The organism is Variovorax sp. GW823-FHT04B03, assembly GCF_058796495.1.
Genome location: NZ_JBXAIT010000003.1, coordinates 199,492 through 218,307, shown reverse-complemented (window position 1 = coordinate 218,307; position 18,816 = coordinate 199,492). Strand labels below are relative to the sequence as shown.

The 18,816-nt window shown below is 67.5% G+C and carries 20 protein-coding genes; 8 read left to right on the top strand and 12 right to left on the bottom strand.

Translation table 11 applies throughout. The features are described from left to right. Nucleotides 1–26 precede the first annotated feature (26 nt). Complete coding sequence (gene greA, locus AC1RAD_RS14140) at nt 27–503, top strand: transcription elongation factor GreA (protein ID WP_056518766.1); 477 nt, start codon at nt 27–29, stop codon at nt 501–503. A gap of 5 nt (nt 504–508) precedes the next feature. Next, a complete protein-coding gene (locus tag AC1RAD_RS14135) occupies nt 509–931 on the top strand; it encodes a DUF4149 domain-containing protein (protein ID WP_095745195.1) in 423 nt (140 codons plus the stop codon). Nucleotides 932–968: 37 nt separating this feature from the next. On the opposite strand, the gene AC1RAD_RS14130 is transcribed toward AC1RAD_RS14135, so the two are convergent. Beyond that, nucleotides 969–1,727, bottom strand: a complete 759-nt coding sequence (locus AC1RAD_RS14130) for a glycosyltransferase (protein WP_492735481.1) — start codon at nt 1,725–1,727, stop codon at nt 969–971. A gap of 2 nt (nt 1,728–1,729) precedes the next feature. Further along, nucleotides 1,730–2,209 (bottom strand): YhbY family RNA-binding protein, encoded by a 480-nt coding sequence (locus AC1RAD_RS14125; protein WP_062471564.1) that lies wholly within the window; start codon nt 2,207–2,209, stop codon nt 1,730–1,732. Between the two features lie 33 nt (nt 2,210–2,242). On the opposite strand from AC1RAD_RS14125, the gene AC1RAD_RS14120 reads away from it, so the two are divergent. The 5 genes from AC1RAD_RS14120 to AC1RAD_RS14100 all read left to right on the top strand — a co-directional run bounded on the left by AC1RAD_RS14120 (nt 2,243) and on the right by AC1RAD_RS14100 (nt 7,747). Beyond that, nucleotides 2,243–2,911, top strand: a complete 669-nt coding sequence (locus AC1RAD_RS14120) for an RlmE family RNA methyltransferase (protein ID WP_307583523.1) — start codon at nt 2,243–2,245, stop codon at nt 2,909–2,911. Between the two features lie 166 nt (nt 2,912–3,077). Further along, entirely contained in the window at nt 3,078–4,994 is a 1,917-nt protein-coding gene (gene ftsH, locus AC1RAD_RS14115; protein ID WP_062471558.1) for an ATP-dependent zinc metalloprotease FtsH, read from the top strand. Between the two features lie 115 nt (nt 4,995–5,109). Further along, the gene (gene folP / locus AC1RAD_RS14110; protein ID WP_492735479.1) at nt 5,110–5,922 is read left to right on the top strand and encodes a dihydropteroate synthase; all 813 of its coding nucleotides are present in this window, start codon (nt 5,110–5,112) and stop codon (nt 5,920–5,922) included. Then, nucleotides 5,919–7,256: a phosphoglucosamine mutase gene (gene glmM, locus AC1RAD_RS14105; RefSeq protein WP_492735477.1), complete on the top strand. Its 1,338-nt coding sequence runs from the start codon at nt 5,919–5,921 to the stop codon at nt 7,254–7,256. Before folP ends, glmM begins: the two co-directional genes overlap by 4 nt. Then, the gene (locus AC1RAD_RS14100; RefSeq protein ID WP_492735475.1) at nt 7,253–7,747 is read left to right on the top strand and encodes a GNAT family N-acetyltransferase; all 495 of its coding nucleotides are present in this window, start codon (nt 7,253–7,255) and stop codon (nt 7,745–7,747) included. Before glmM ends, AC1RAD_RS14100 begins: the two co-directional genes overlap by 4 nt. A 103-nt stretch (nt 7,748–7,850) precedes the next feature. Here the strand turns inward: AC1RAD_RS14100 and AC1RAD_RS14095 are convergent, their stop codons facing one another. From AC1RAD_RS14095 to lexA, 9 genes are all read right to left on the bottom strand, one after another. Next, on the bottom strand, nt 7,851–9,128 hold the full coding sequence (locus AC1RAD_RS14095) for an acyl-CoA dehydrogenase family protein (RefSeq protein ID WP_062471546.1): 1,278 nt from the start codon (nt 9,126–9,128) through the stop codon (nt 7,851–7,853). Between the two features lie 34 nt (nt 9,129–9,162). Beyond that, nucleotides 9,163–10,269, bottom strand: coding sequence for a phosphotransferase (locus tag AC1RAD_RS14090; RefSeq protein ID WP_492735473.1), 1,107 nt, complete (start codon nt 10,267–10,269; stop codon nt 9,163–9,165). Between the two features lie 12 nt (nt 10,270–10,281). Further along, nucleotides 10,282–11,001, bottom strand: coding sequence for a Crp/Fnr family transcriptional regulator (locus tag AC1RAD_RS14085; RefSeq protein WP_062471540.1), 720 nt, complete (start codon nt 10,999–11,001; stop codon nt 10,282–10,284). 60 nt (nt 11,002–11,061) lie between these two features. Then, the gene (locus AC1RAD_RS14080; RefSeq protein ID WP_062471537.1) at nt 11,062–11,841 is read right to left on the bottom strand and encodes an oxepin-CoA hydrolase, alternative type; all 780 of its coding nucleotides are present in this window, start codon (nt 11,839–11,841) and stop codon (nt 11,062–11,064) included. A gap of 11 nt (nt 11,842–11,852) precedes the next feature. Then, nucleotides 11,853–13,373: a 3-hydroxyacyl-CoA dehydrogenase gene (locus tag AC1RAD_RS14075; protein ID WP_492735472.1), complete on the bottom strand. Its 1,521-nt coding sequence runs from the start codon at nt 13,371–13,373 to the stop codon at nt 11,853–11,855. A gap of 133 nt (nt 13,374–13,506) precedes the next feature. Beyond that, nucleotides 13,507–14,667, bottom strand: a complete 1,161-nt coding sequence (locus tag AC1RAD_RS14070) for an MFS transporter (protein WP_492735470.1) — start codon at nt 14,665–14,667, stop codon at nt 13,507–13,509. Between the two features lie 4 nt (nt 14,668–14,671). Next, the gene (locus tag AC1RAD_RS14065; protein WP_062471528.1) at nt 14,672–15,679 is read right to left on the bottom strand and encodes a D-2-hydroxyacid dehydrogenase family protein; all 1,008 of its coding nucleotides are present in this window, start codon (nt 15,677–15,679) and stop codon (nt 14,672–14,674) included. Between the two features lie 167 nt (nt 15,680–15,846). Then, nucleotides 15,847–16,227 carry a hypothetical protein gene (locus AC1RAD_RS14060; protein WP_492735468.1) on the bottom strand — a complete coding sequence of 127 codons (381 nt, stop codon included), beginning with the start codon at nt 16,225–16,227 and terminating at the stop codon, nt 15,847–15,849. Between the two features lie 143 nt (nt 16,228–16,370). After that, entirely contained in the window at nt 16,371–17,054 is a 684-nt protein-coding gene (gene lexA, locus AC1RAD_RS14055; protein ID WP_062471522.1) for a transcriptional repressor LexA, read from the bottom strand. A gap of 73 nt (nt 17,055–17,127) precedes the next feature. Between lexA and AC1RAD_RS14050 the strand changes: the two genes are divergently transcribed. Continuing rightward, complete coding sequence (locus tag AC1RAD_RS14050) at nt 17,128–18,114, top strand: asparaginase (protein WP_492735466.1); 987 nt, start codon at nt 17,128–17,130, stop codon at nt 18,112–18,114. A 30-nt stretch (nt 18,115–18,144) separates the two neighbouring features. On the opposite strand, the gene adk is transcribed toward AC1RAD_RS14050, so the two are convergent. After that, a complete protein-coding gene (gene adk, locus AC1RAD_RS14045) occupies nt 18,145–18,801 on the bottom strand; it encodes an adenylate kinase (RefSeq protein WP_062471515.1) in 657 nt (218 codons plus the stop codon). Nucleotides 18,802–18,816 lie beyond the last annotated feature (15 nt).

Below are 18,816 nucleotides of genomic sequence, written 5' to 3'. Positions count from 1 at the left end.
GTTTCGCTTTATGGAGAACCAACAACATGGCCACCATTCCGATCACCAAGCGCGGCGCTGAAAAACTGCGTGCCGAACTGCACCAGCTCAAGACGGTCGACCGTCCCTGGGTCATCAACGCCATTTCCGAGGCACGCGCCCAGGGCGACCTGAGCGAAAACGCCGAATACGAAGTCGCCAAGGACCGCCAGGGCTTCATCGAAGGCCGCATCCAGGAAGTCGAAGGCAAGCTCTCGGCCGCGCAGATCATCGACCCGAGCGAGCTCGATGCCGGTGGCAAGGTGGTGTTCGGCTCGACCGTCGAACTCGAAGAAGAAGAGTCGGGCGATGCCGTCAAGTACCAGATCGTGGGCGAAGACGAAGCCGACCTGAAGCTTGGCCTGATCAACATCTCCAGCCCGATCGCGCGCGCGCTGATCGGCAAGGAAGAGGGCGACACGGCCGAAGTGCAGGCGCCGGGCGGCCTCAAGCGCTACGAGATCGTGGCGGTTCGCTACCTCTGAGCCGGATGAAAGACCGCGTCGCGCTGATGCTGGCGGCCCTTTGGTGGGGCAGCCTCAGCACCATCGGTTTCCTGGTGGTGCCGATGCTGTTCGCCAGGCTCGGCAACCCGGCGGTGGCCGGCAATTTCGCCGCCCAGCTGTTCGAGGCGCAGAGCTGGATCGCCATCGGCTGCGGGCTGATCCTGCTGATCCATTTCCGCCAGAAGGCCGACGACGGCATGACCGGGCCGGTGTTGACGGCCATCTTCCTGGTGCTGGCGGCGTTGCTGCTGGCGCTGTTGCAGCAGTACGCCGTGGCGCCGCGCATCGTGGCGCGCGACAACCTCAAGCTGTGGCACGCCGTGGGCACGGGCATGTACTTTGTTCAGTGGGCGTGCGCCGGCACCTTGCTGTGGCGCATGGGCGCCGCCGCTCGGGCGCCACGCTGAACCGGGGAGGCGACGCGCTCGCCGCCTCCCTCCGGCTCTACTCTTTCCAGTGCTTGGCGACCCAGTTCGCCGGCCGGATGTAGCGGAAGGCGCGGTTGCGCCGTCCCGCCAGCGCATCGGGCGGGTTGCACTCGCCGTGGAACACCATCACGCGGGCGCCTTCGGGCACGAAGGGCTCTTCCCAGTAGTTGGTCGGCCAGGTCGGGATGCCGTGGTACTTGAAGCTCGGGCACCAGGCGGCCGGCCAGTAGGCCAGCTTGCCCTGCTTGTGCAGCACGTCCGACAGGTAGGCCTGCTCGTTGCGGTATTCGGCCTGCACCTTGTCCATGTTGGCGCGGAAGTACGCCAGCACGTCGGCATGGGCACCCAGTTCGAAGCGGTAGACCGATGAATTGCCCGTGATCCGCTCACGCCGCCAGGGGCGGGCGTAGTCGTGAATGATCAGGAATTCGCCGGGCTGCTCGAAGAAGGCGTCCAGGCTGCCGACGATGACCACGTCGACGTCCAGGAAGAGGGCGGTGCCGCGCAGGCCGTGCAGGTCCTGCTCGAAGGTCGTGAGCTTCTTCCAGGCGCCGTCGCGCTGGCCCGGGGCCAGCTGGAGGTTGAGCGGTGGAATCGGCAGGCACGTCACTTCGGGGCGGATGCCGTTGCCGTCGTCGGTCAGGCAGACGAACTTGAAGTCGCCGCTGAGGTGGCGGCGCACCATGGCATAGAGCCGGTTGACGTACTCGGGGCCGTACTTGGTGCCCCACTTCATGCAGAGGATATGGCGCTGGGCGCCTTGCGCTGCCACCAAGTTCAGTCCGCCTGGTTGCGTTTCTTGGCCGACAGCGGGCGCTTGGCCTTGGCGCGCTTGATGGTGCCGCCAGGGGTGAGGCGCTGGTTGCCGAGCACGCGCAGGGTCTTGATTTCAGGGCGCTGGCCGCCGCGCTTGCTGTACTTGACGATCTTCACGTCGCGCGGGCCGGGCATGCGGTCTTCGTCGATGACACGCTCTTTTTCGGGCTTCGGGCGCCACAGCACGAGCAGCTTGCCGATGTGCTGGATCGGGGCGGCGTCGAGCTCGTCGGCGAGCTCCTGGAGCATGGCGTCACGGGCGAGGCGGTCGTCGGAGAAGACGCGCACCTTGATCAGGCCATGGGCCTTCAGGGCCGCGTCGGCCTCCTTTTTCACGGCAGGGGTGAGCCCGTCTCCACCGACCATGACGATCGGATCCAGGTGGTGAGCTTCGGCGCGGTGCACCTTGCGCTCGGCAGGGGTAAGTTGAATGGCGGGCATCCCCGTATTATCGACGCGTACACGAACACCCTCATGAGCACCAAAGCCAAAAGCAAAAAAGTCAACAAGGCGTGGCTTCACGACCACATCAACGACCCCTACGTGAAGCTCGCGACCAGAGAGGGCTACCGCGCCCGCGCGGCTTACAAGCTCAAGGAAATCGACGAGTCGCTCGGGCTGGTCAAGCCCGGCCAGCTGGTGGTCGACCTGGGCTCGACCCCGGGGGCCTGGAGCCAGTACCTGCGGCGGCGCATGTCGCCGGGCGGGGCGGCGGTCGGCGACCTCAACGGCACCATCATTTCGCTCGACCTGTTGCCGATGGAGCCCATCGAGGGCGTGACCTTCCTGCAGGGCGATTTCCGCGAGGACGCGCTGCTGGCGCAGCTCCTGGCGGTGCTGGACGGCCGCAAGGCCGACCTGGTGGTGTCGGACATGGCGCCCAACCTGTCGGGCATCCACTCGGCGGACGCTGCCCGGGTCGAGCACCTGATCGAGCTGGCCATCGACTTCGCCCAGAACCACATGAAGCCCGAAGGGGCATTGGTGGCCAAGGTCTTCCATGGCAGCGGGTACGACGAATTGGTCAAGATGTTCAAGGCCAATTTCCGCGTCGTGAAGCCGCTCAAGCCCAAGGCATCGCGCGACAAATCGGCCGAGACCTTCCTCATCGGCAGGGGATTGAAGGCATCCGATACGCATTGATACCTTGCCGCAGCGTGCCCTCCAGGGGCGCAAACCCTTGTCAGCCTATGGCTGCTATAGGGAAATGTCCGCTTTTCGCAGCTTGAAAAGCCTAAAATGGGGCGCAATTGCGTACCCTCAGCGCGTATTTCATATTCCCGTCACGCGCTTTCGACTGGAGCTTCGTTTGAACAATCAGTGGTTTTCCAAAGTTGCCGTATGGCTCGTCATTGCCATGGTGTTGTTCACTGTGTTCAAGCAGTTCGACACCCGCGGTGGCGTCGGCTCGGGAACGGTGAGCTATTCCGAGTTCCTGGACCAGGTCCGCAACAACCAGATCAAGAGCGCCATCATTCCTGAAGGCGCCGGCGGCGGCGAGATCGTCGCCGTCACCAACGACGATCGCAAGATCCGCACGACCGCCACGGTCCTCGACCGCGGCCTCGTGGGCGACCTGATCGACCACAACGTCAAGTTCGACGTCAAGCCGCGCGAAGAGGGCTCGCTCCTCATGACCTTGTTGGTCAGCTGGGGCCCGATGCTGCTGCTGATCGGCGTGTGGATCTACTTCATGCGCCAGATGCAGGGCGGCGGCAAGGGCGGGGCGTTCAGCTTCGGCAAGAGCAAGGCCCGCATGATGGACGAGAACAACAACACGGTGACCTTCGCCGACGTCGCAGGCTGCGACGAGGCCAAGGAAGAAGTCCGTGAAGTCGTCGACTTCCTGAAAGACCCGCAGCGCTTCCAGAAACTCGGCGGCCGCATTCCGCGCGGTCTGCTGCTGGTCGGCCCTCCGGGCACCGGCAAGACGCTGCTGGCCAAGTCGATCGCCGGCGAAGCCAAGGTGCCGTTCTTCTCGATCTCGGGTTCCGACTTCGTTGAAATGTTCGTCGGCGTGGGCGCGGCCCGCGTGCGCGACATGTTCGAGAACGCCAAGAAGAACGCGCCTTGCATCATCTTCATCGACGAAATCGATGCGGTGGGTCGTCAGCGTGGCGCCGGTCTCGGCGGCGGCAACGACGAGCGCGAGCAGACCCTCAACCAGATGCTAGTCGAGATGGACGGCTTCGAAACCAACCTCGGCGTGATCGTGGTGGCTGCCACCAACCGCCCGGACATCCTGGACGCCGCACTGCTGCGTCCGGGCCGTTTCGACCGTCAGGTGTACGTCACGCTGCCCGATATCCGCGGCCGCGAGCAGATCCTGGCCGTCCACATGCGCAAGGTCCCGCTGGGCCAGGACGTCAACCCGAGCGTCATCGCCCGCGGCACGCCCGGCATGTCGGGTGCCGACCTGGCCAACCTGTGCAACGAAGCCGCCCTGATGGCCGCCCGCCGCAATGCGCGCGTGGTCGAGATGCAGGACTTCGAGAAGGCCAAGGACAAGATCTTCATGGGCCCCGAGCGCAAGAGCATGGTCATGCCCGAGGAAGAGCGCCGCAACACGGCCTACCACGAGTCCGGCCACGCCCTCATCGGCAAGCTGCTGCCCAAGTGCGACCCGGTCCACAAGGTCACGATCATTCCGCGTGGCCGCGCCCTCGGCGTGACCATGAGCCTGCCGTCGCAGGACCGCTACAGCTACGACCGCGAGTACATGCTGAACCAGATCAGCATGCTGTTCGGTGGCCGTATCGCCGAAGAAGTGTTCATGCACCAGATGACCACCGGCGCCAGCAACGACTTCGAGCGCGCGACCTCCATCGCCCGCGACATGGTCACGCGCTACGGCATGACCGACGCGCTGGGCCCGATGGTCTACGCCGAGAACGAAGGCGAAGTGTTCCTGGGTCGCTCGGTCACCAAGACGACCAATATGAGCGAACAGACCATGGAAAAGGTCGACGGCGAGGTGCGCCGCATCATCGACGAGCAGTACGCCCTGGCGCGCCGCCTCATCGAAGAGAACAGCGACAAGATGCACGCCATGGCCAAGGCGCTGCTCGAATGGGAAACCATCGACAGCGAACAGCTCGACGACATCATGGCCGGCCGCGCACCGCGTCCGCCCAAGGACTGGACGCCGCGCATTCCGCCTTCGGGCAGTGGCGGCAGTGGTGGCACGCCGGCCGTCAATCCTGACCCGGCGCCGACCGCCGCTTGAGGTGAGCTTGAAATCAAGCAACAACGGGGCCCCTGGCCCCGTTTTCCATGGTGAGCCAGATGGTGCGGTTTGGCAGACCTCGCGTTTCAGGATTGATCTCGCGCAGCCGCGCGTGATGGGCATCGTCAACGTCACGCCCGATTCCTTCTCCGACGGCGGCGCGCATGCGTCGACCGAGACTGCGCTGAAGCACTGCGAGCAGTTGCTGAAGGAGGGCGCCGACATCCTCGACATCGGCGGTGAATCGACCCGCCCCGGCAGCCCCGCCGTGCCGCTGGACGCCGAGCTGGCGCGCGTGCTGCCCGTGGTGCGCGAGGCGGTGAAGCTGAACGTGCCGCTGTCGGTCGACACCTACAAGCCCGACGTGATGCGCGCCGTGCTCGACCTGGGTGCGGACATCGTCAACGACATCTGGGCGCTGCGCCAGCCCGGCGCGCGCGAGGCCGTGGCGGCGCACCCCACCTGCGGCATCTGCCTGATGCACATGCACCGCGACCCGCAGACCATGCAGACGCTGCCGATGCAGGGCGACGTGATTCCCGAGGTGCTGGCTTTCTGGGACGCGCAACTGGCGCCCCTGACAGCGCTGGGCATCGACCCCGCGCGCATCACGCTCGATCCGGGCGTCGGTTTCGGCAAGAGCGTGGCGCAGAACTTCGCGCTCCTCGGTCGGCAGCGGGAATTGTTGGCAACCGGTTACCCCTTGTTGCTAGGTTGGTCCCGCAAGTCCTCCATCGGGGCCGTCACCGGCATCGACAATGCATCCGGGCGTACCGTGCCCAGCGTGGCAGCCGCCGTGCTGGCCGTGGACCGGGGTGCGGCGGTCGTGCGGGTGCACGACGTTCGCGACACCCTCGCCGCCCTCGCCGTATGGCGTGCCATGCGCGCGGAAGCACCGCAAGAACACCTTCAAAGAGCAACAACATGACCCGTAAGTATTTCGGCACCGACGGCATCCGCGGCACGGTCGGCCAATCGCCCATCACCCCCGATTTCGTGCTGCGCCTCGCACACGCCGTCGGCCGCGTCCTCAAGAAAACCCAGGCCCGTCCCACGGTGCTGATCGGCAAGGACACCCGCATCTCGGGCTACATGCTCGAATCGGCGCTCGAGTCGGGCTTCAACTCCGCCGGCGTCGACGTGGTGCTGCTCGGCCCGTTGCCCACGCCGGGCGTGGCCTACCTCACGCGCGCCCAGCGCGCCAGCCTGGGCGTGGTGATCAGCGCCAGCCACAACGCCTTTCCCGACAACGGCATCAAGTTCTTCAGCGCGCAGGGCACCAAGCTCGACGACGCCTGGGAGCTGGCCGTCGAGGCCGCGCTCGAAGAAGAACCCGTCTGGGTGGATTCGGCCAACCTGGGCAAGGCCCGCCGCCTCAACGACGCGGACGGCCGCTACATCGAGTTCTGCAAGAGCACCTTCGCCAACGACCTGTCGCTGCGCGGCATGAAGCTGGTGGTCGATGCGGCCCACGGCGCGGCCTACCAGGTGGCGCCGAATGTGTTCCACGAACTGGGGGCGGACGTCACCAGCATCGGCTGCGCACCCGACGGCCTCAACATCAACAAGGGTTTCGGCGCCACGCACCCCGAGGCACTGGTCGCCACCGTGACGGCGCAGAAGGCCGACTACGGCATCGCGCTGGACGGCGACGCCGACCGGCTGCAGCTGGTCGATGCCAGCGGCCGCCTGTTCAACGGCGACGAGCTGCTGTACCTGATGGTGGCCGAACGCATCGCGCGCGGCGAGAAGCCGGCGGGCGTGGTCGGCACGCTCATGACCAACAAGGCCGTCGAGATGGCCCTGCGCGCGCAGGACATCGAGTTCGTGCGCGCCAAGGTCGGCGACCGCTACGTGCTCGAAGAACTCGACAAGCGCGGCTGGCTGCTCGGCGGCGAAGGCTCCGGCCACCTGCTGGCGCTCGACCGCCACACCACGGGCGATGGCATCGTGAGCGCGCTGCAGGTGCTGCAGGCCTGCGTGCGCAGCGGCAAGACGGTGGCGCAGCTGCTCGAAGGCGTCACGTTGTTCCCGCAGACGCTGATCAACGTGCGCCTCGCGCCCGGCCAGGAGTGGAAGAGCAACCAGGCGCTCGCCAGCGAAACGAAGCGCATCGAAGCCGAGCTGGGCGATGCGGGCCGCGTGCTCATCCGTGCGAGCGGCACCGAGCCGCTGGTGCGCGTGATGGTCGAGGCGCGCGATCCGAAGCAGTCGCAGTCTTGCGCCGAGCGCCTCGCGGCCACGCTCAAGCCTGCCGCATGACGACGGCGGGCCGCATCGAAACCCGCCTGGCTGACTACCGCGACCCGCTGCAGGCTGCGGCCGTGGTCGAACTGCTCGACAGCTACGCGCGCGACCCGGCCGGTGGCGGCACGCCGTTGCCCACGTCGGTGCGAGAAGGCCTGCCCGCCGCGCTGGCGGCGCGGCCGCAGGCGTTCAGTGTGCTGGCCTTCGACGGCGACACGCCCGTCGGCCTGATCAACTGCATCGAAGGTTTTTCGACCTTCGCCTGCCAGCCGCTGGTCAACGTGCACGACGTGGTCGTGCGCGCCAGCCACCGTGGCCAGCGCGTGGCGCAGCAGATGTTCGCGCAGGTCGAGCAGGAAGCCCGCCGGCGCGGCGCCTGCAAGCTCACGCTCGAGGTGCTGTCGGGCAATGCGCCCGCGCTGCGCAGCTACGAGCGCGAAGGCTTCGTCAGCTACCAGCTCGACCCGGAATTCGGCCACGCTGTCTTCCTGCAGAAGAAGCTCTGACCGAATGCGGTAAATAAAAATGCCGCCGACGCGCAAGGCGTAGGCGGCATGGCCAGACTAGAAAGAAAAGGGCGCGGCGATCGCGCCCTTTCTTTTTTCCGGATCAGAAGCGCGTGACAGGCGCGTCGGCGGTGGCACCCGACTTGTCGGCGGCGTACTTGCCCAGCTCCCACTTGGCGATCGCGTTGCGGTGCACTTCGTCCGGACCGTCGGCAAAGCGCAGCGTGCGCGCCTGCGCATAGGCCGAGGCCAGCGGGAAGTCGTCGCACATGCCGCCGCCGCCGTGGACCTGCATGGCCCAGTCGATGACCTGGCAGGCCATGGTGGGCGCCACCACCTTGATCATGGCGATCTCGGTGCGCGCGACCTTGTTGCCGGCCACGTCCATCAGCCAGGCGGCCTTGAGCGTGAGCAGGCGGGCCATGTCGATCTTGCAGCGCGCTTCGGCGATGCGTTCCTGCGTGACGGTCTGCGAGGCGACGGTCTTGCCGAAGGCCACGCGCGACGAGGCGCGCTTGCACATCAGCTCGAGCGCACGCTCGGCCAGGCCGATCAGGCGCATGCAGTGGTGGATGCGTCCGGGCCCAAGGCGGCCCTGGGCGATCTCGAAGCCGCGGCCTTCGCCCAGCAGGATGTTGCCCACGGGCACGCGCACGTTCTCGAAGTACATCTCGACGTGGCCGTGCGGCGCGTCGTCGTAGCCCATCACGTTCAGCGGACGCACGATGCGGATGCCCTTGGCATCGGCCGGCACGATGACCATGCTCTGCTGCGAGTGCTTGGGCGCTTCGGGATCGGTCTTGCCCATGGTGACGAACACGGCGCAGCGCGGATCGGCCGCACCGGAGATCCACCACTTGTGGCCGTTGATGACGTACTCGTCGCCCTGGCGCTCGATGCGCGTGGCGATGTTGGTGGCATCGCTGGAAGCGACGTCGGGTTCGGTCATGGCGAAGGCCGAGCGGATCTGGCCTTCGAGCAGCGGCTTGAGCCAGCGCGCCTTGATCTCTTCCGAGCCGTAGCGGGCGATGGTTTCCATGTTGCCGGTGTCGGGCGCCGAGCAGTTGAAGGCTTCGGAGGCCCATGGCACCCGGCCCATGATCTCGGCCAGCGGGGCGTATTCCTGGTTGGTCAGGCCCGCACCCTCATAGCCCGAGGCCGAGGCGCTGTCGACCGGCAGGAACAGGTTCCACAGGCCTTGTGCCTTGGCCTTGGCCTTGAGCTTCTCGACGGTCTGCAGGGCGCTCCAGCGCTTGCCGGCGACCGTGTTGGCGGCCAGTTCGGCGCTGTACTCGGCTTCGGCCGGGTAGATGTGGTCTTCCATGAAGGCGAGAACGCGCTTCTGAAGCTCCTTGGTTTTGGCCGAATATTCGAAATCCATGCTGTCTCCTGGTGGGGTTAAGGGGGAGGGCTGGCTATGCCTTTTGGGCAAATTGCCAGGCCATCTCGGCCATCGGCCGTGCGCCACGGGCGGACGCCACGGCTTGCTCGCTCGATGCAGTACCGGCTTCGACGCGTTTCGCAATGCCCTGCAGGATGGCGGCCATGCGAAACAGGTTGTAGGCCTGGTAGAAATTCCAGTCGGGCGCCAGCGCCTCGGGCGTGCTGATGCGCGTGCGCTCGCAATAGCGGGCGATGTATTCGCTCTCGGTGGGAATGCCCAGCGCCGCCACGTCCACGCCGCCGATGCCGCGGCCGGTGGTGGGGGGCATGTGCCACGACATGCAGTGGTAGCTGAAGTCGGCCAGTGGGTGGCCCAGCGTGGAGAGCTCCCAGTCGAGCACCGCGATGATGCGCGGCTCGGTGGCATGGAACATCACGTTGTCCAGGCGGTAGTCGCCATGCACGATCGAGACCTTGCTCTCGTCGCGTGCGCTCGCCGGCATGTGGGCGGGGAGCCAGTCGATCAGGCGCTCCATGGCCTCGATGGGCTGCGACAGTTCGCCGGCGTCGTCGGCCGAGGCCTTGTACTGCTTGCTCCAGCGGCCGATCTGGCGCTCGAAGTAGTTGCCGGGCTTGCCGTAGTCGCCCAGGCCGCGGGCGGCGAAGTCGACCGTGTGCAGCGCCGCGATGACGCGGTTCATTTCGTCGTAGTAGGCCGCGCGTTCGGCGTTGCTGAAGCCGGGCAGCGACTGGTCCCACAGCACGCGGCCCTGCATGAACTCCATGATGTAGAAGGCGCGGCCGATGATGGACTCGTCTTCGCACAGGCAGTACATGCGCGGCACGGGCACGTCGGTGCCCTGCAGGCCGCGCATGACCTTGTATTCGCGCTCGACCGCATGGGCCGAGGGCAGCAGCTTGGCGACCGGGCCGGGCTTGGCGCGCATCACGTAGCTTTGCGTGGGCGTGACGAGCTTGTAGGTCGGGTTGGACTGACCGCCCTTGAACATCTCGACCGTCAGCGGCCCCTGGAAGCCCTCGAGGTTCTTTTCGAGCCAGGCCGCGAGCGCGTCCACGTCGAAGGTGTGCTGTTGGGACACCGCGCGGGTGCCGATGAAACTGGAGAAGTCCTGGCTCATGTCGAATCTTTTTTAGTTGTCTGCTTCAGAGATGTGCATCAGCGCCGAGCGGTCCAGCACGACCAGTCCGGCCGGCTCGATCCGGATGGTGCCCTCGCGCTCCATCGTCTTGAGTTCCTGGTTGACCCGCTGGCGCGAGGCGCCGAGCAATTGCGCGAGTTCTTCCTGCGCCAGTTGCAGGCCGATGCGCGTCTGGCTGCCGTCGTCCAGGTTGGGCACGCCGTAGCTGCGCACCAGGTGGATGAGCTGCTTGGCCAGGCGTGCGCGCAAGGGCAGGGTGTTGAGGTCTTCCACCAGCCCGAACAGCGTGCGGATGCGGCGCGCCTGCAGCCGCATCAGCGCTTCGTACAGCTCGACGTGCGTGGCCAGGATCTTCTGGAAGTCGGCCCGCGCCACGCACAGCACGGTGGTGTCGCCGTGCGAGTACGTGTCGTGCGTGCGCCGCTCCCCGTCGAACATCGCCACGTCGCCGAACCAGATGCCCGGCTCGACGTAGGTCAGCGTCACCTGCTTGCCCGACACCGCGGTCGAGCTCACGCGCAACGCCCCCTTGGCACAGGCGATCCAGTGCTCGGGCGGGTCGCCGCGCGCGGCGAGCAGGTCGCCGTCCTTGTAGCGTTTGACAAAGGCGCATCGGAGGATGTCGTGCCGTAGCGATGGAGATAGGGAAGAAAACCAGCGACCACTGTTGATCGCTTCACGTTCTTCGATGGTAAGAATGGGGTCGTCCATGGTCTGTCCTCTCGGCGACTGAAAAGCTGTGGGGTGTCTCGGGAGCGACGCCGTCAGGCGTCACTCGTAGCGTGGCGGTGTCTTGTCGAGGAACGCGGCGATGCCGATGCCCGCGTTCGCGTGGTGCAGGTTGCGCACGAAATGATCGCGCTCCTGCGATAGCTGCGACGCCAGTGTGGCGCCGCGCGCGTCGCTCAGCAGCTCCTTGATGCTGGCCAGCGAGTTCGGCGCGCGCGCGTTCAGGCGGGTCGCCAGAGCCAGCGCACCGGCCAGCGCCTGTCCGCTGTCGGTGAGCTCGTTGACGAGGCCGAAGGCATGCAGGCGCGCGGCCTCGATGCGCTCGCCGTTCATCAGCCATTCGCTCGCCAGCTGGCGCGGCAGCGCCTGCCCGAGGTGCCAGCTGAGGCCGCCGTCGGGCGAGAGCGCCACGTTGCTGTACGAGGCCGCGAACACGGCGTCGCGCGCGGCCACGACGAAGTCGCAGGCCAGCGCGAGCGAGAAGCCGGCGCCGGCCGCCGCACCCTCGACGGCCGCGATCACCGGCTTGGGGAAGGTGCGGATCGAGTCGATCCAGTTGTGCAGGCCCTCGATGCTCTCGGCCTGCACCGAGCGGTCGAGCTGGCGGTTGGCCAGCAGCCGCTGCAGCGAGCCGCCGGCGCAGAACCACGCGCCTTCGCCCACGATGACGACGCTGCGGATCTCGTCGCTGCTCTCGGCGCCGTTCAGCGCCTCGATGCCGGCGGCATAGATCTCGGGGCCCAGCGCATTGCGCTGGGTCGGGTTGACGATGGTCAGCACCATGGTGCTGCCTTCGCTGGTGCTCTTGAGTTCGGCGGTCATGGTGTGCGTGCTTATTCTTCTTCGTGCAGCAGGCTCAGGCCCAGCGCGCCGCGGCGGCGCAGCCACGGGCTCGGGCGATAGCGCGGATCGCCATACACGGTCTGCAGGTTGAACAGCACCTCGAGCATGTTGGTCGGCCCGTACAGGTTGCCCATGGCGAGCGGGCCGCGCGGATAGCCCAGGCCCAATTGCACGGCGGTCTCGAGGTCGACCGGCGTGCACACGCGCTGCTGGCACATGTCGGCGGCGATGTTGACGATGGCGCCGATCACGCGCTGCGTGACGAAGCCGCCGCTGTCGCGGATCACGCTCACGGCCTTGCCGTCGCGCGCGAAGAGGGCGTGCGCGGCGTCGCGCACGTCGCGGCGCGTGGCCGGGTTGGTGGCGAGCACGCGGCGCTTGGTGGCGGCGTCGTCGATCAGCATGTCGATGCCGACGGTGCGCGTGGCGTCCAGCCGCTCGACCGCCGCGACCGTCGTCACGTCGAAGCCCAGCGGCGCGACCAGGATGATCGACTGCGGTGCGGGGGCGCTGCCGCTGTCGATCTGCGCACCCAGCGTGTTCACCAGGCGCAGCAGCTCGGCGCGGCGCGCGGCGCGCGGCGACACCCAGACCGCGGGCGTGCCTTCGATCACCGGCGCCGGCGCTTCGGGCGTTTGCTGCATCACGCCGTCTTCATAGCGGTAGAAGCCTTCGCCCGTCTTGCGGCCGAGTGCGCCAGCGGCCAGGCGCTGCGCGGTGATCACGCTGGGTCGGAAGCGCGGCTCTTCGAAGTACTGGTGGTAGATCGACTCCATCACCGGATGCGACACGTCGAGCGCCGTCAGGTCGAGCAGCTCGAACGGGCCGAGGCGAAAGCCGGCCTGGTCCCTCAGGATGCGGTCGATGGTGGTGAAGTCGGCCACGCCTTCGCCGACGATGCGCAGCGCCTCGGTGCCGTAGCCGCGGCCCGCGTGGTTGACGATGAAGCCGGGCGTGTCCTGCGCCTGCACGGCGCTGTGGCCCATCTGCGCGGCGTAGCCGGCCAATTTCTGGCAGACCTCGGGCGAGGTCTTGAAGCCCGCCACCACCTCGACCACCTTCATGAGCGGCACTGGGTTGAAGAAGTGGAAGCCCGCGAAACGCGCGGGGTGCTGCAGGCCGGCCGCGATGGCCGTGACCGACAGCGACGAGGTGTTGGTGACCAGCGTGGTGGTGGGCGCGACCACGTCCTCGAGCTCGCGAAACAGCGTGCGCTTGACCTCGAGGTTCTCGACCACGGCCTCGACCACGAGGTCGCAGCCTGCGAGCGCCTGCATGCCGTCGACCGCCTTCACGCGCGCCACGTAGGCGTCGCGCGTGGGGGCGTCGATCTTGCCCTTCTCGTGCAGCTTGTTCCATTGGGCGGCGAGGGCTTCGCGGCCGCGCTCGGCGGCACCGGCGAAGCTGTCGAGCAGCAGCACTTCGCTGCCGGCCTGGGCGGCGATCTGCGCGATGCCGCGCCCCATGGCGCCGGCGCCGATCACGCCGATTCGGGGGTAGTTCACTGTCATGGGATCAAGGTTCTCATGGGTTGGTGGGTGTCCGGGGCGGCCACGCCGGCGCGGGTGCGCGACGCGGACGAAAGCTCCGATTTTGCAATCTCGCGGGAGGCCCGCGCCCCGGGTGTTACGCGGGGCATCGGAATCAGGCCGGGCGGCGGCTGCGGTCGATGGCGATGCTCAGGCCCATGGCCAGCAGCATCAGTGCAAAACCGACCCGGCTCATCCACTCGGTGGCGTCGTTCGCCAGCAGCCAGCCGCCCAGCGCCGCGCCCAGGGCCTGGCCGATGTAGATGCCCGAGCTGTTGAGCGCCACCGAGCCCGGCGCCAGGGCGGGCGCCAGCCCTACGAGGCGCGCCTGCTGCGAGGAGTTGGTGGCGAAGCAGCCCAGGCCCCAGGGCACGAGCACCACCGCGAGCCACGCCAGCGTGCTGGCCAGCGGCCACAGCAGCAGGCTCAGCGCGATCAGCCCGGTCGTCAGCAGCACCATGCGCCCGGCGCCGACGCGGTCGATGTAGCGGCTCACCAGCATGTTGCCCAGCAGGCCGAAGGCGCCGAACAGCGCCCACATCAGGCTCAGCGTGTTGGCGTCGGCGCCGAAGCCCTGCTTGAGCAGCGGGCCGAAATAGCTGAACAGCACGAACTGGCCGACGCCCTGCAGGGCCGTGACCGACACGATGCCCATCAGCACCGGGCTGCGCAGCACGCGCGACCAGGCGGCGGCCGTGAGCGCGGCGGGCCGGATGCCGCTGGGCAGCGTGAGCCAGACCGAGGCGGCGCTCACGACGCTGAGCGCCGCGATGGCCATGAAAGCCATGCGCCAGCCCAGGTGGCCGCCGATCAGCGCGCCGATCGGCAGGCCCAGCACCGAGGCCACCGACCAGCCGAGAAAGACGAAGGTGACGGCGCGCCCGCGCTGCTCGGGCGGCACCAGCATGCCGGCGCAGGCCGCGGCCTGGGGCGTGAAGATGGCGGGCGCGATCACCGTCAGCATGCGCACCGGCAGCAGCGCGCCGAAGCTGGGCACGAGCGCCGCGACCACGTGCCACGCGGCGTACCAGAGCAGGGTGAGGGCCAGCAGCTTGCGGCGGTCCCAGCCAGCGACGGCGGCGGCCAGCAGCGGGGCGCCCAGGCACATCACGAAGGCGGCCGCGCTGATCAGCTGGCCGGCCGTGGCGACCTTGATGGCCAAGGAGGCGCTGATCTCATTGAGGGTGCCGGGCACGACCATCACGCCCGTGCCGATCACGAAATTGCCGGCCAGCAGCGCCCAGAGCGCGCCTCGCTGCGGCGCGGGCCGGCTCATGGGTTCACCGCCGGACCTGCAGCGCGCCGGGATTCACGATGTTCGTGGGGTTGCCCTTGATGAAGCTCACGACGTTGTCGAACGCCTGGCCGAAGTAGCTTTCGTAGCTTTCCTGCTCGACGTAGCCGATGTGCGGCGTGCAGATGCAGTTCTCGAGGCGCAGCAGCGCATGGCCCTGCAGCGGCGGTTCGCTCTCGAACACGTCGATGGCCGCCAGCCCGGGGCGGCCGCGGTTGAGCGCAGCCAGCAAGGCATCGGCCTCCACCAGCTCGGCGCGCGAGGTGTTGACGAACAGCGCCGTCGGCTTCATGCGCGAGAGGTCTTCGAGCTTGACGAGGCCCTGGGTGTCCTCGTTGAGCCGCAGGTGCACCGACAGCACGTCGGCCGCGGCAAAGAATTCGTGGCGGTTCTGTGCCACCTGGAAGCCGTCGGAGCGCGCCTTGGCGCAGCTGGCCTCGCGGCCCCAGATCACGACCTGCATGCCGAAGGCCTGTCCGTAGCGCGCCACCAGCTGGCCGATGCGGCCATAGCCCCAGATGCACAGCGTCTTGCCCTTGAGCACCGAGCCCACGCCGAAATTCGGCGGCATCGACGCCGACTTGAGGCCCGACTGCTGCCAGGCCCCGTGCTTGAGGTTGCTGATGTACTGCGGCAGGCGGCGCATGGCCGCCATGATCAGCGCCCAGGTGAGTTCGGCGGGCGCCTGCGGCGAGCCCGAGCCCTCGGCCACCGCCACACCGCGTTCGGTGCAGGCCGTGACGTCGATGTGGCCGCCGACGCGGCCGGTCTGGGAAATCAGCTTGAGCTTGGGCAGCTTCTCGATCAGCTGGCGGGAGATCTGGCTGCGCTCGCGGATGAGCACGATGACGTCCGCATCCTTGAGGCGAACCGACAGCTGACCGATGCCTTTGACCGTGTTGGTGTAGACCTTGGCGGCGTAAGCGTCCAGCTTGGCAGCGCACTGCAGCTTGCGCACGGCGTCCTGGTAGTCGTCGAGGATCACAATGTTCATGGCATGCCATTGTGCCTCGCAGCATCGGCACGTCGCACGTGTGAACGTTTGGATACCCGGCACCGGATGGCGGCCGGAAGGCCTGTTTCAGGCCGATTCCAGTGAATCCGCCGTGCGCATGAGGGGCGCACAGAGTGCGCAGGCACGGCGGGTTCGTTTGCACTTTCTCAGTGCAGGTGGCTGGGGCGGGGCGTGCCGCTGCCTGTTTCCGCGGCTTCCAATGCGGCGAGCCGGTCGAGTTCAGCGCACACGTCGGCCATGCGGCCGGAAATCACGACCCGGTTGGCGCAGCCGCGCTGCGAGCCTTGCCGGTCGACCACGCGGACCACGCGCAGCGGGCGGGCGGGCGTGGCGGCGGACGGTGACGCGGCCGGCGCCGGGCTGCCGGCGGTGCGTGCCGTGCAGGCCGGGCGAATGGCCACGTAGCGCAAGCCGGCCGCTGCGTCGCCGCTCTCACCATGCGCAGGGCGGCGGGCGGGCATCCAGCGGGTGGCCAGCGATTGCAGGGGCGACCAGAGGTCGGCGATGGCGAGGAGGGCGATTCCCATGTGAACTCCAAAAAAGTATGAGGTTGAACACAGGCAGGATTTCTTGAATCGGCCACGACAGGGTGATGGCGACTTCGCGCCATACGCCCGCCACCTGTCGCGGCCGGATGAGGTGCTGCTGCGTGTGGGCAGCAGGCCCGGGGCTACATCAGCATCGTGTTGCGGATGAGGCCGACCGCGAGGCCTTCGATCTCGAAGGGCTCGCCGGGCTGGACGATGATGGTCGGGTAGTCGGGGTTCTCGGCGTGCAGCTCGATCACCTGCTTGTTGCGCTTCAGGCGCTTCACGGTGACTTCTTCGCCCAGGCGTGCCACCACGATCTGGCCGTTGCGCGCTTCCTTCGTGGCCTGCACGGCGAGCAGGTCGCCGTCCATGATGCCGGCGTCGCGCATCGACATGCCGCGCACCTTGAGCAGGTAGTCCGGCTGGCGCTGGAACAGCGTGTTCTCGACGTAGTAGGTCTGGTCGACGTGCTCTTGCGCGAGGATGGGCGAACCTGCCGCGACGCGGCCGATGAGCGGCAGCGCGAGCTGGGCCATGCCGGGCAGCGAGAGCGAGAACTGGTTGCCTTCGCGATGGCGCGTTTCGTGGAGCGAGCGCAGCGCGTCGCCCTTGAGGCGGATGCCGCGCGACGTGCCGCTGACGAGTTCGATCACGCCCTTGCGGGCCAGGGCCTGCAGGTGCTCCTCGGCGGCGTTGGCCGACTTGAAGCCCAGCTCGTTGGCGATTTCGGCGCGCGTGGGCGGCGCACCGGTGCGTGCGATGGCGCCCTGGATCAGGTCCAGGATCTGCTGCTGGCGGGCGGTAAGCTTCACTGCGAACTGCATAGTGGTTTCCTTGCGGCACTGGCTAGATATCCAGTACCTGTATTTTTAACCAGTTTTCAAAAGTTGACAAGCCATGACTCATTCCTCTTTGTCCGGGACGCGCCGCGTGGTCGTGCTGGGCACCGGCGGCACCATTGCCGGCAAGGCCGCCAGCAGCGGCGACAACATCGGCTACACCGCCGGACAGGTGGGCGTGGCGGACCTGCTGGGCGGCATCGAGGCGCCGGCCGGCGTGGCGCTGGTGGCGGAGCAGGTCGCGCAGCTCGACAGCAAGGACATGGACGCCGACACCTGGCGCCAGTTGGCCGCGCGCTGCGCGCATTGGCTGGCGCAGCCCGATGTGGCCGGCATCGTGGTCACGCACGGCACCGACACGCTGGAAGAGACCGCCTTCTTCCTGCACGCCGTGCTGGCACCAGCCAAGCCGGTGGTGCTGACCTGCGCGATGCGCCCGGCGACGGCCCTGTCGCCCGATGGCCCGCAGAACGTGCGCGACGCGCTTGCCGTGGCCTCGACACCGGGCGCGCAGGGCGTGACGGTGGTGTGCGCGGGCACGATCCACAGCGGCCTCGATGTGCAGAAGGTGCACACCTACCGTCTCGATGCCTTCGCGTCGGGCGATGCGGGGCCGGTCGGCTATGTGGAGGAGGGCGAAGTGCGGCGCGTGCGTGCGTGGCCGCAGGGCGCGCCGTTCGATGCGGCGCGGCTGGAGGCGGTGTTGAAGCCGTGGCCCCGCGTCGAGATCGTCATGAGCCACGCGGGCGCGAGCGGTGCGATCGTGGAGGCGTTGCTGCTCCCGTCGGCTGAGCCCTTGCGCGGGCTGGTCGTGGCCACGACTGGCAACGGCACCGTGCACCATGCACTGGAAGCCGCGGCGTTGAAGGCGCAGGACGGCGGTGTCTCCGTGCTGCGCGCCACGCGCTGTGCGAACGGACGCATCCTGCCGAAACCCGGTGACGGGCTGCGGGATGCGGGCGCACTCACGCCGGTGAAGGCGCGGGTTGCGCTGGTGCTGGAACTCTTGGGAGTGGCCGCCCTCCCGGAATCGGAGGGCGGCTAGGAGAAAGAGGCTGACGAATCAGCCTCTGAATCAGCTGTTCAGTGCGGCAAGCGCGCGCTGCGTGATCTCGTCGACCGTGCCCACGCCCTGGATGGCGCGGTACTTCGGCGCGGCGGCCGGATCGGTCTTGGCCCAGGCCGAGTAGTAGTCGACCAGCGGACGGGTCTGCTGGCTGTAGACGTCGAGCCGCTTGCGTACGGTCTCTTCCTTGTCGTCTTCGCGCTGGATCAGCTCTTCACCGGTCACGTCGTCTTTGCCTTCCACCTTCGGCGGATTGAATTTGACGTGGTAGGTGCGGCCCGATGCCGGGTGCGAGCGGCGACCGCTCATGCGTTCGATGATGTCGCCGAAGGGCACGTCGATCTCGAGCACGTAGTCGAGCTTGACGCCGGCCGCCTTCATGGCGTCGGCCTGCGGAATGGTGCGCGGGAAGCCGTCGAACAGGAAACCGCCGTTGCAGTCGGGCTGCGCGATGCGTTCCTTCACGAGGTTGATGATCAGGTCGTCGCTGACCAGTGCACCCGAATCCATGATCGTCTTGGCCTGCAGCCCGAGGGGGGTGCCTGCCTTGACCGCGGCGCGCAACATGTCGCCGGTCGAGATTTGGGGGATGCCATATTTCTGGCAGATGAAGGTCGCTTGCGTGCCTTTGCCTGCTCCGGGCGCGCCCAGCAAAATAAGTCTCATGGTGTCCTCGGAAGG

Excerpts from the sequence above, each read along its gene's own strand:
- AC1RAD_RS14060 (WP_492735468.1), bottom strand. The coding sequence starts at position 16,227 with ATGGGAATCGCCCTCCTCGCCATCGCCGACCTCTGGTCGCCCCTGCAA.
- greA (WP_056518766.1), top strand. The coding sequence starts at position 27 with ATGGCCACCATTCCGATCACCAAGCGCGGCGCTGAAAAACTGCGTGCC.
- AC1RAD_RS14075 (WP_492735472.1), bottom strand. The coding sequence starts at position 13,373 with ATGACAGTGAACTACCCCCGAATCGGCGTGATCGGCGCCGGCGCCATG.
- AC1RAD_RS14085 (WP_062471540.1), bottom strand. The coding sequence starts at position 11,001 with ATGGACGACCCCATTCTTACCATCGAAGAACGTGAAGCGATCAACAGT.
- folP (WP_492735479.1), top strand. The coding sequence starts at position 5,110 with ATGGGCATCGTCAACGTCACGCCCGATTCCTTCTCCGACGGCGGCGCG.
- AC1RAD_RS14095 (WP_062471546.1), bottom strand. The coding sequence starts at position 9,128 with ATGGATTTCGAATATTCGGCCAAAACCAAGGAGCTTCAGAAGCGCGTT.
- lexA (WP_062471522.1), bottom strand. The coding sequence starts at position 17,054 with ATGCAGTTCGCAGTGAAGCTTACCGCCCGCCAGCAGCAGATCCTGGAC.
- AC1RAD_RS14065 (WP_062471528.1), bottom strand. The coding sequence starts at position 15,679 with ATGAACATTGTGATCCTCGACGACTACCAGGACGCCGTGCGCAAGCTG.
- AC1RAD_RS14070 (WP_492735470.1), bottom strand. The coding sequence starts at position 14,667 with ATGAGCCGGCCCGCGCCGCAGCGAGGCGCGCTCTGGGCGCTGCTGGCC.
- AC1RAD_RS14080 (WP_062471537.1), bottom strand. The coding sequence starts at position 11,841 with ATGACCGCCGAACTCAAGAGCACCAGCGAAGGCAGCACCATGGTGCTG.
- AC1RAD_RS14100 (WP_492735475.1), top strand. The coding sequence starts at position 7,253 with ATGACGACGGCGGGCCGCATCGAAACCCGCCTGGCTGACTACCGCGAC.
- glmM (WP_492735477.1), top strand. The coding sequence starts at position 5,919 with ATGACCCGTAAGTATTTCGGCACCGACGGCATCCGCGGCACGGTCGGC.
- adk (WP_062471515.1), bottom strand. The coding sequence starts at position 18,801 with ATGAGACTTATTTTGCTGGGCGCGCCCGGAGCAGGCAAAGGCACGCAA.
- AC1RAD_RS14135 (WP_095745195.1), top strand. The coding sequence starts at position 509 with ATGAAAGACCGCGTCGCGCTGATGCTGGCGGCCCTTTGGTGGGGCAGC.
- AC1RAD_RS14090 (WP_492735473.1), bottom strand. The coding sequence starts at position 10,269 with ATGAGCCAGGACTTCTCCAGTTTCATCGGCACCCGCGCGGTGTCCCAA.
- AC1RAD_RS14120 (WP_307583523.1), top strand. The coding sequence starts at position 2,243 with ATGAGCACCAAAGCCAAAAGCAAAAAAGTCAACAAGGCGTGGCTTCAC.
- AC1RAD_RS14050 (WP_492735466.1), top strand. The coding sequence starts at position 17,128 with ATGACTCATTCCTCTTTGTCCGGGACGCGCCGCGTGGTCGTGCTGGGC.
- AC1RAD_RS14125 (WP_062471564.1), bottom strand. The coding sequence starts at position 2,209 with ATGCCCGCCATTCAACTTACCCCTGCCGAGCGCAAGGTGCACCGCGCC.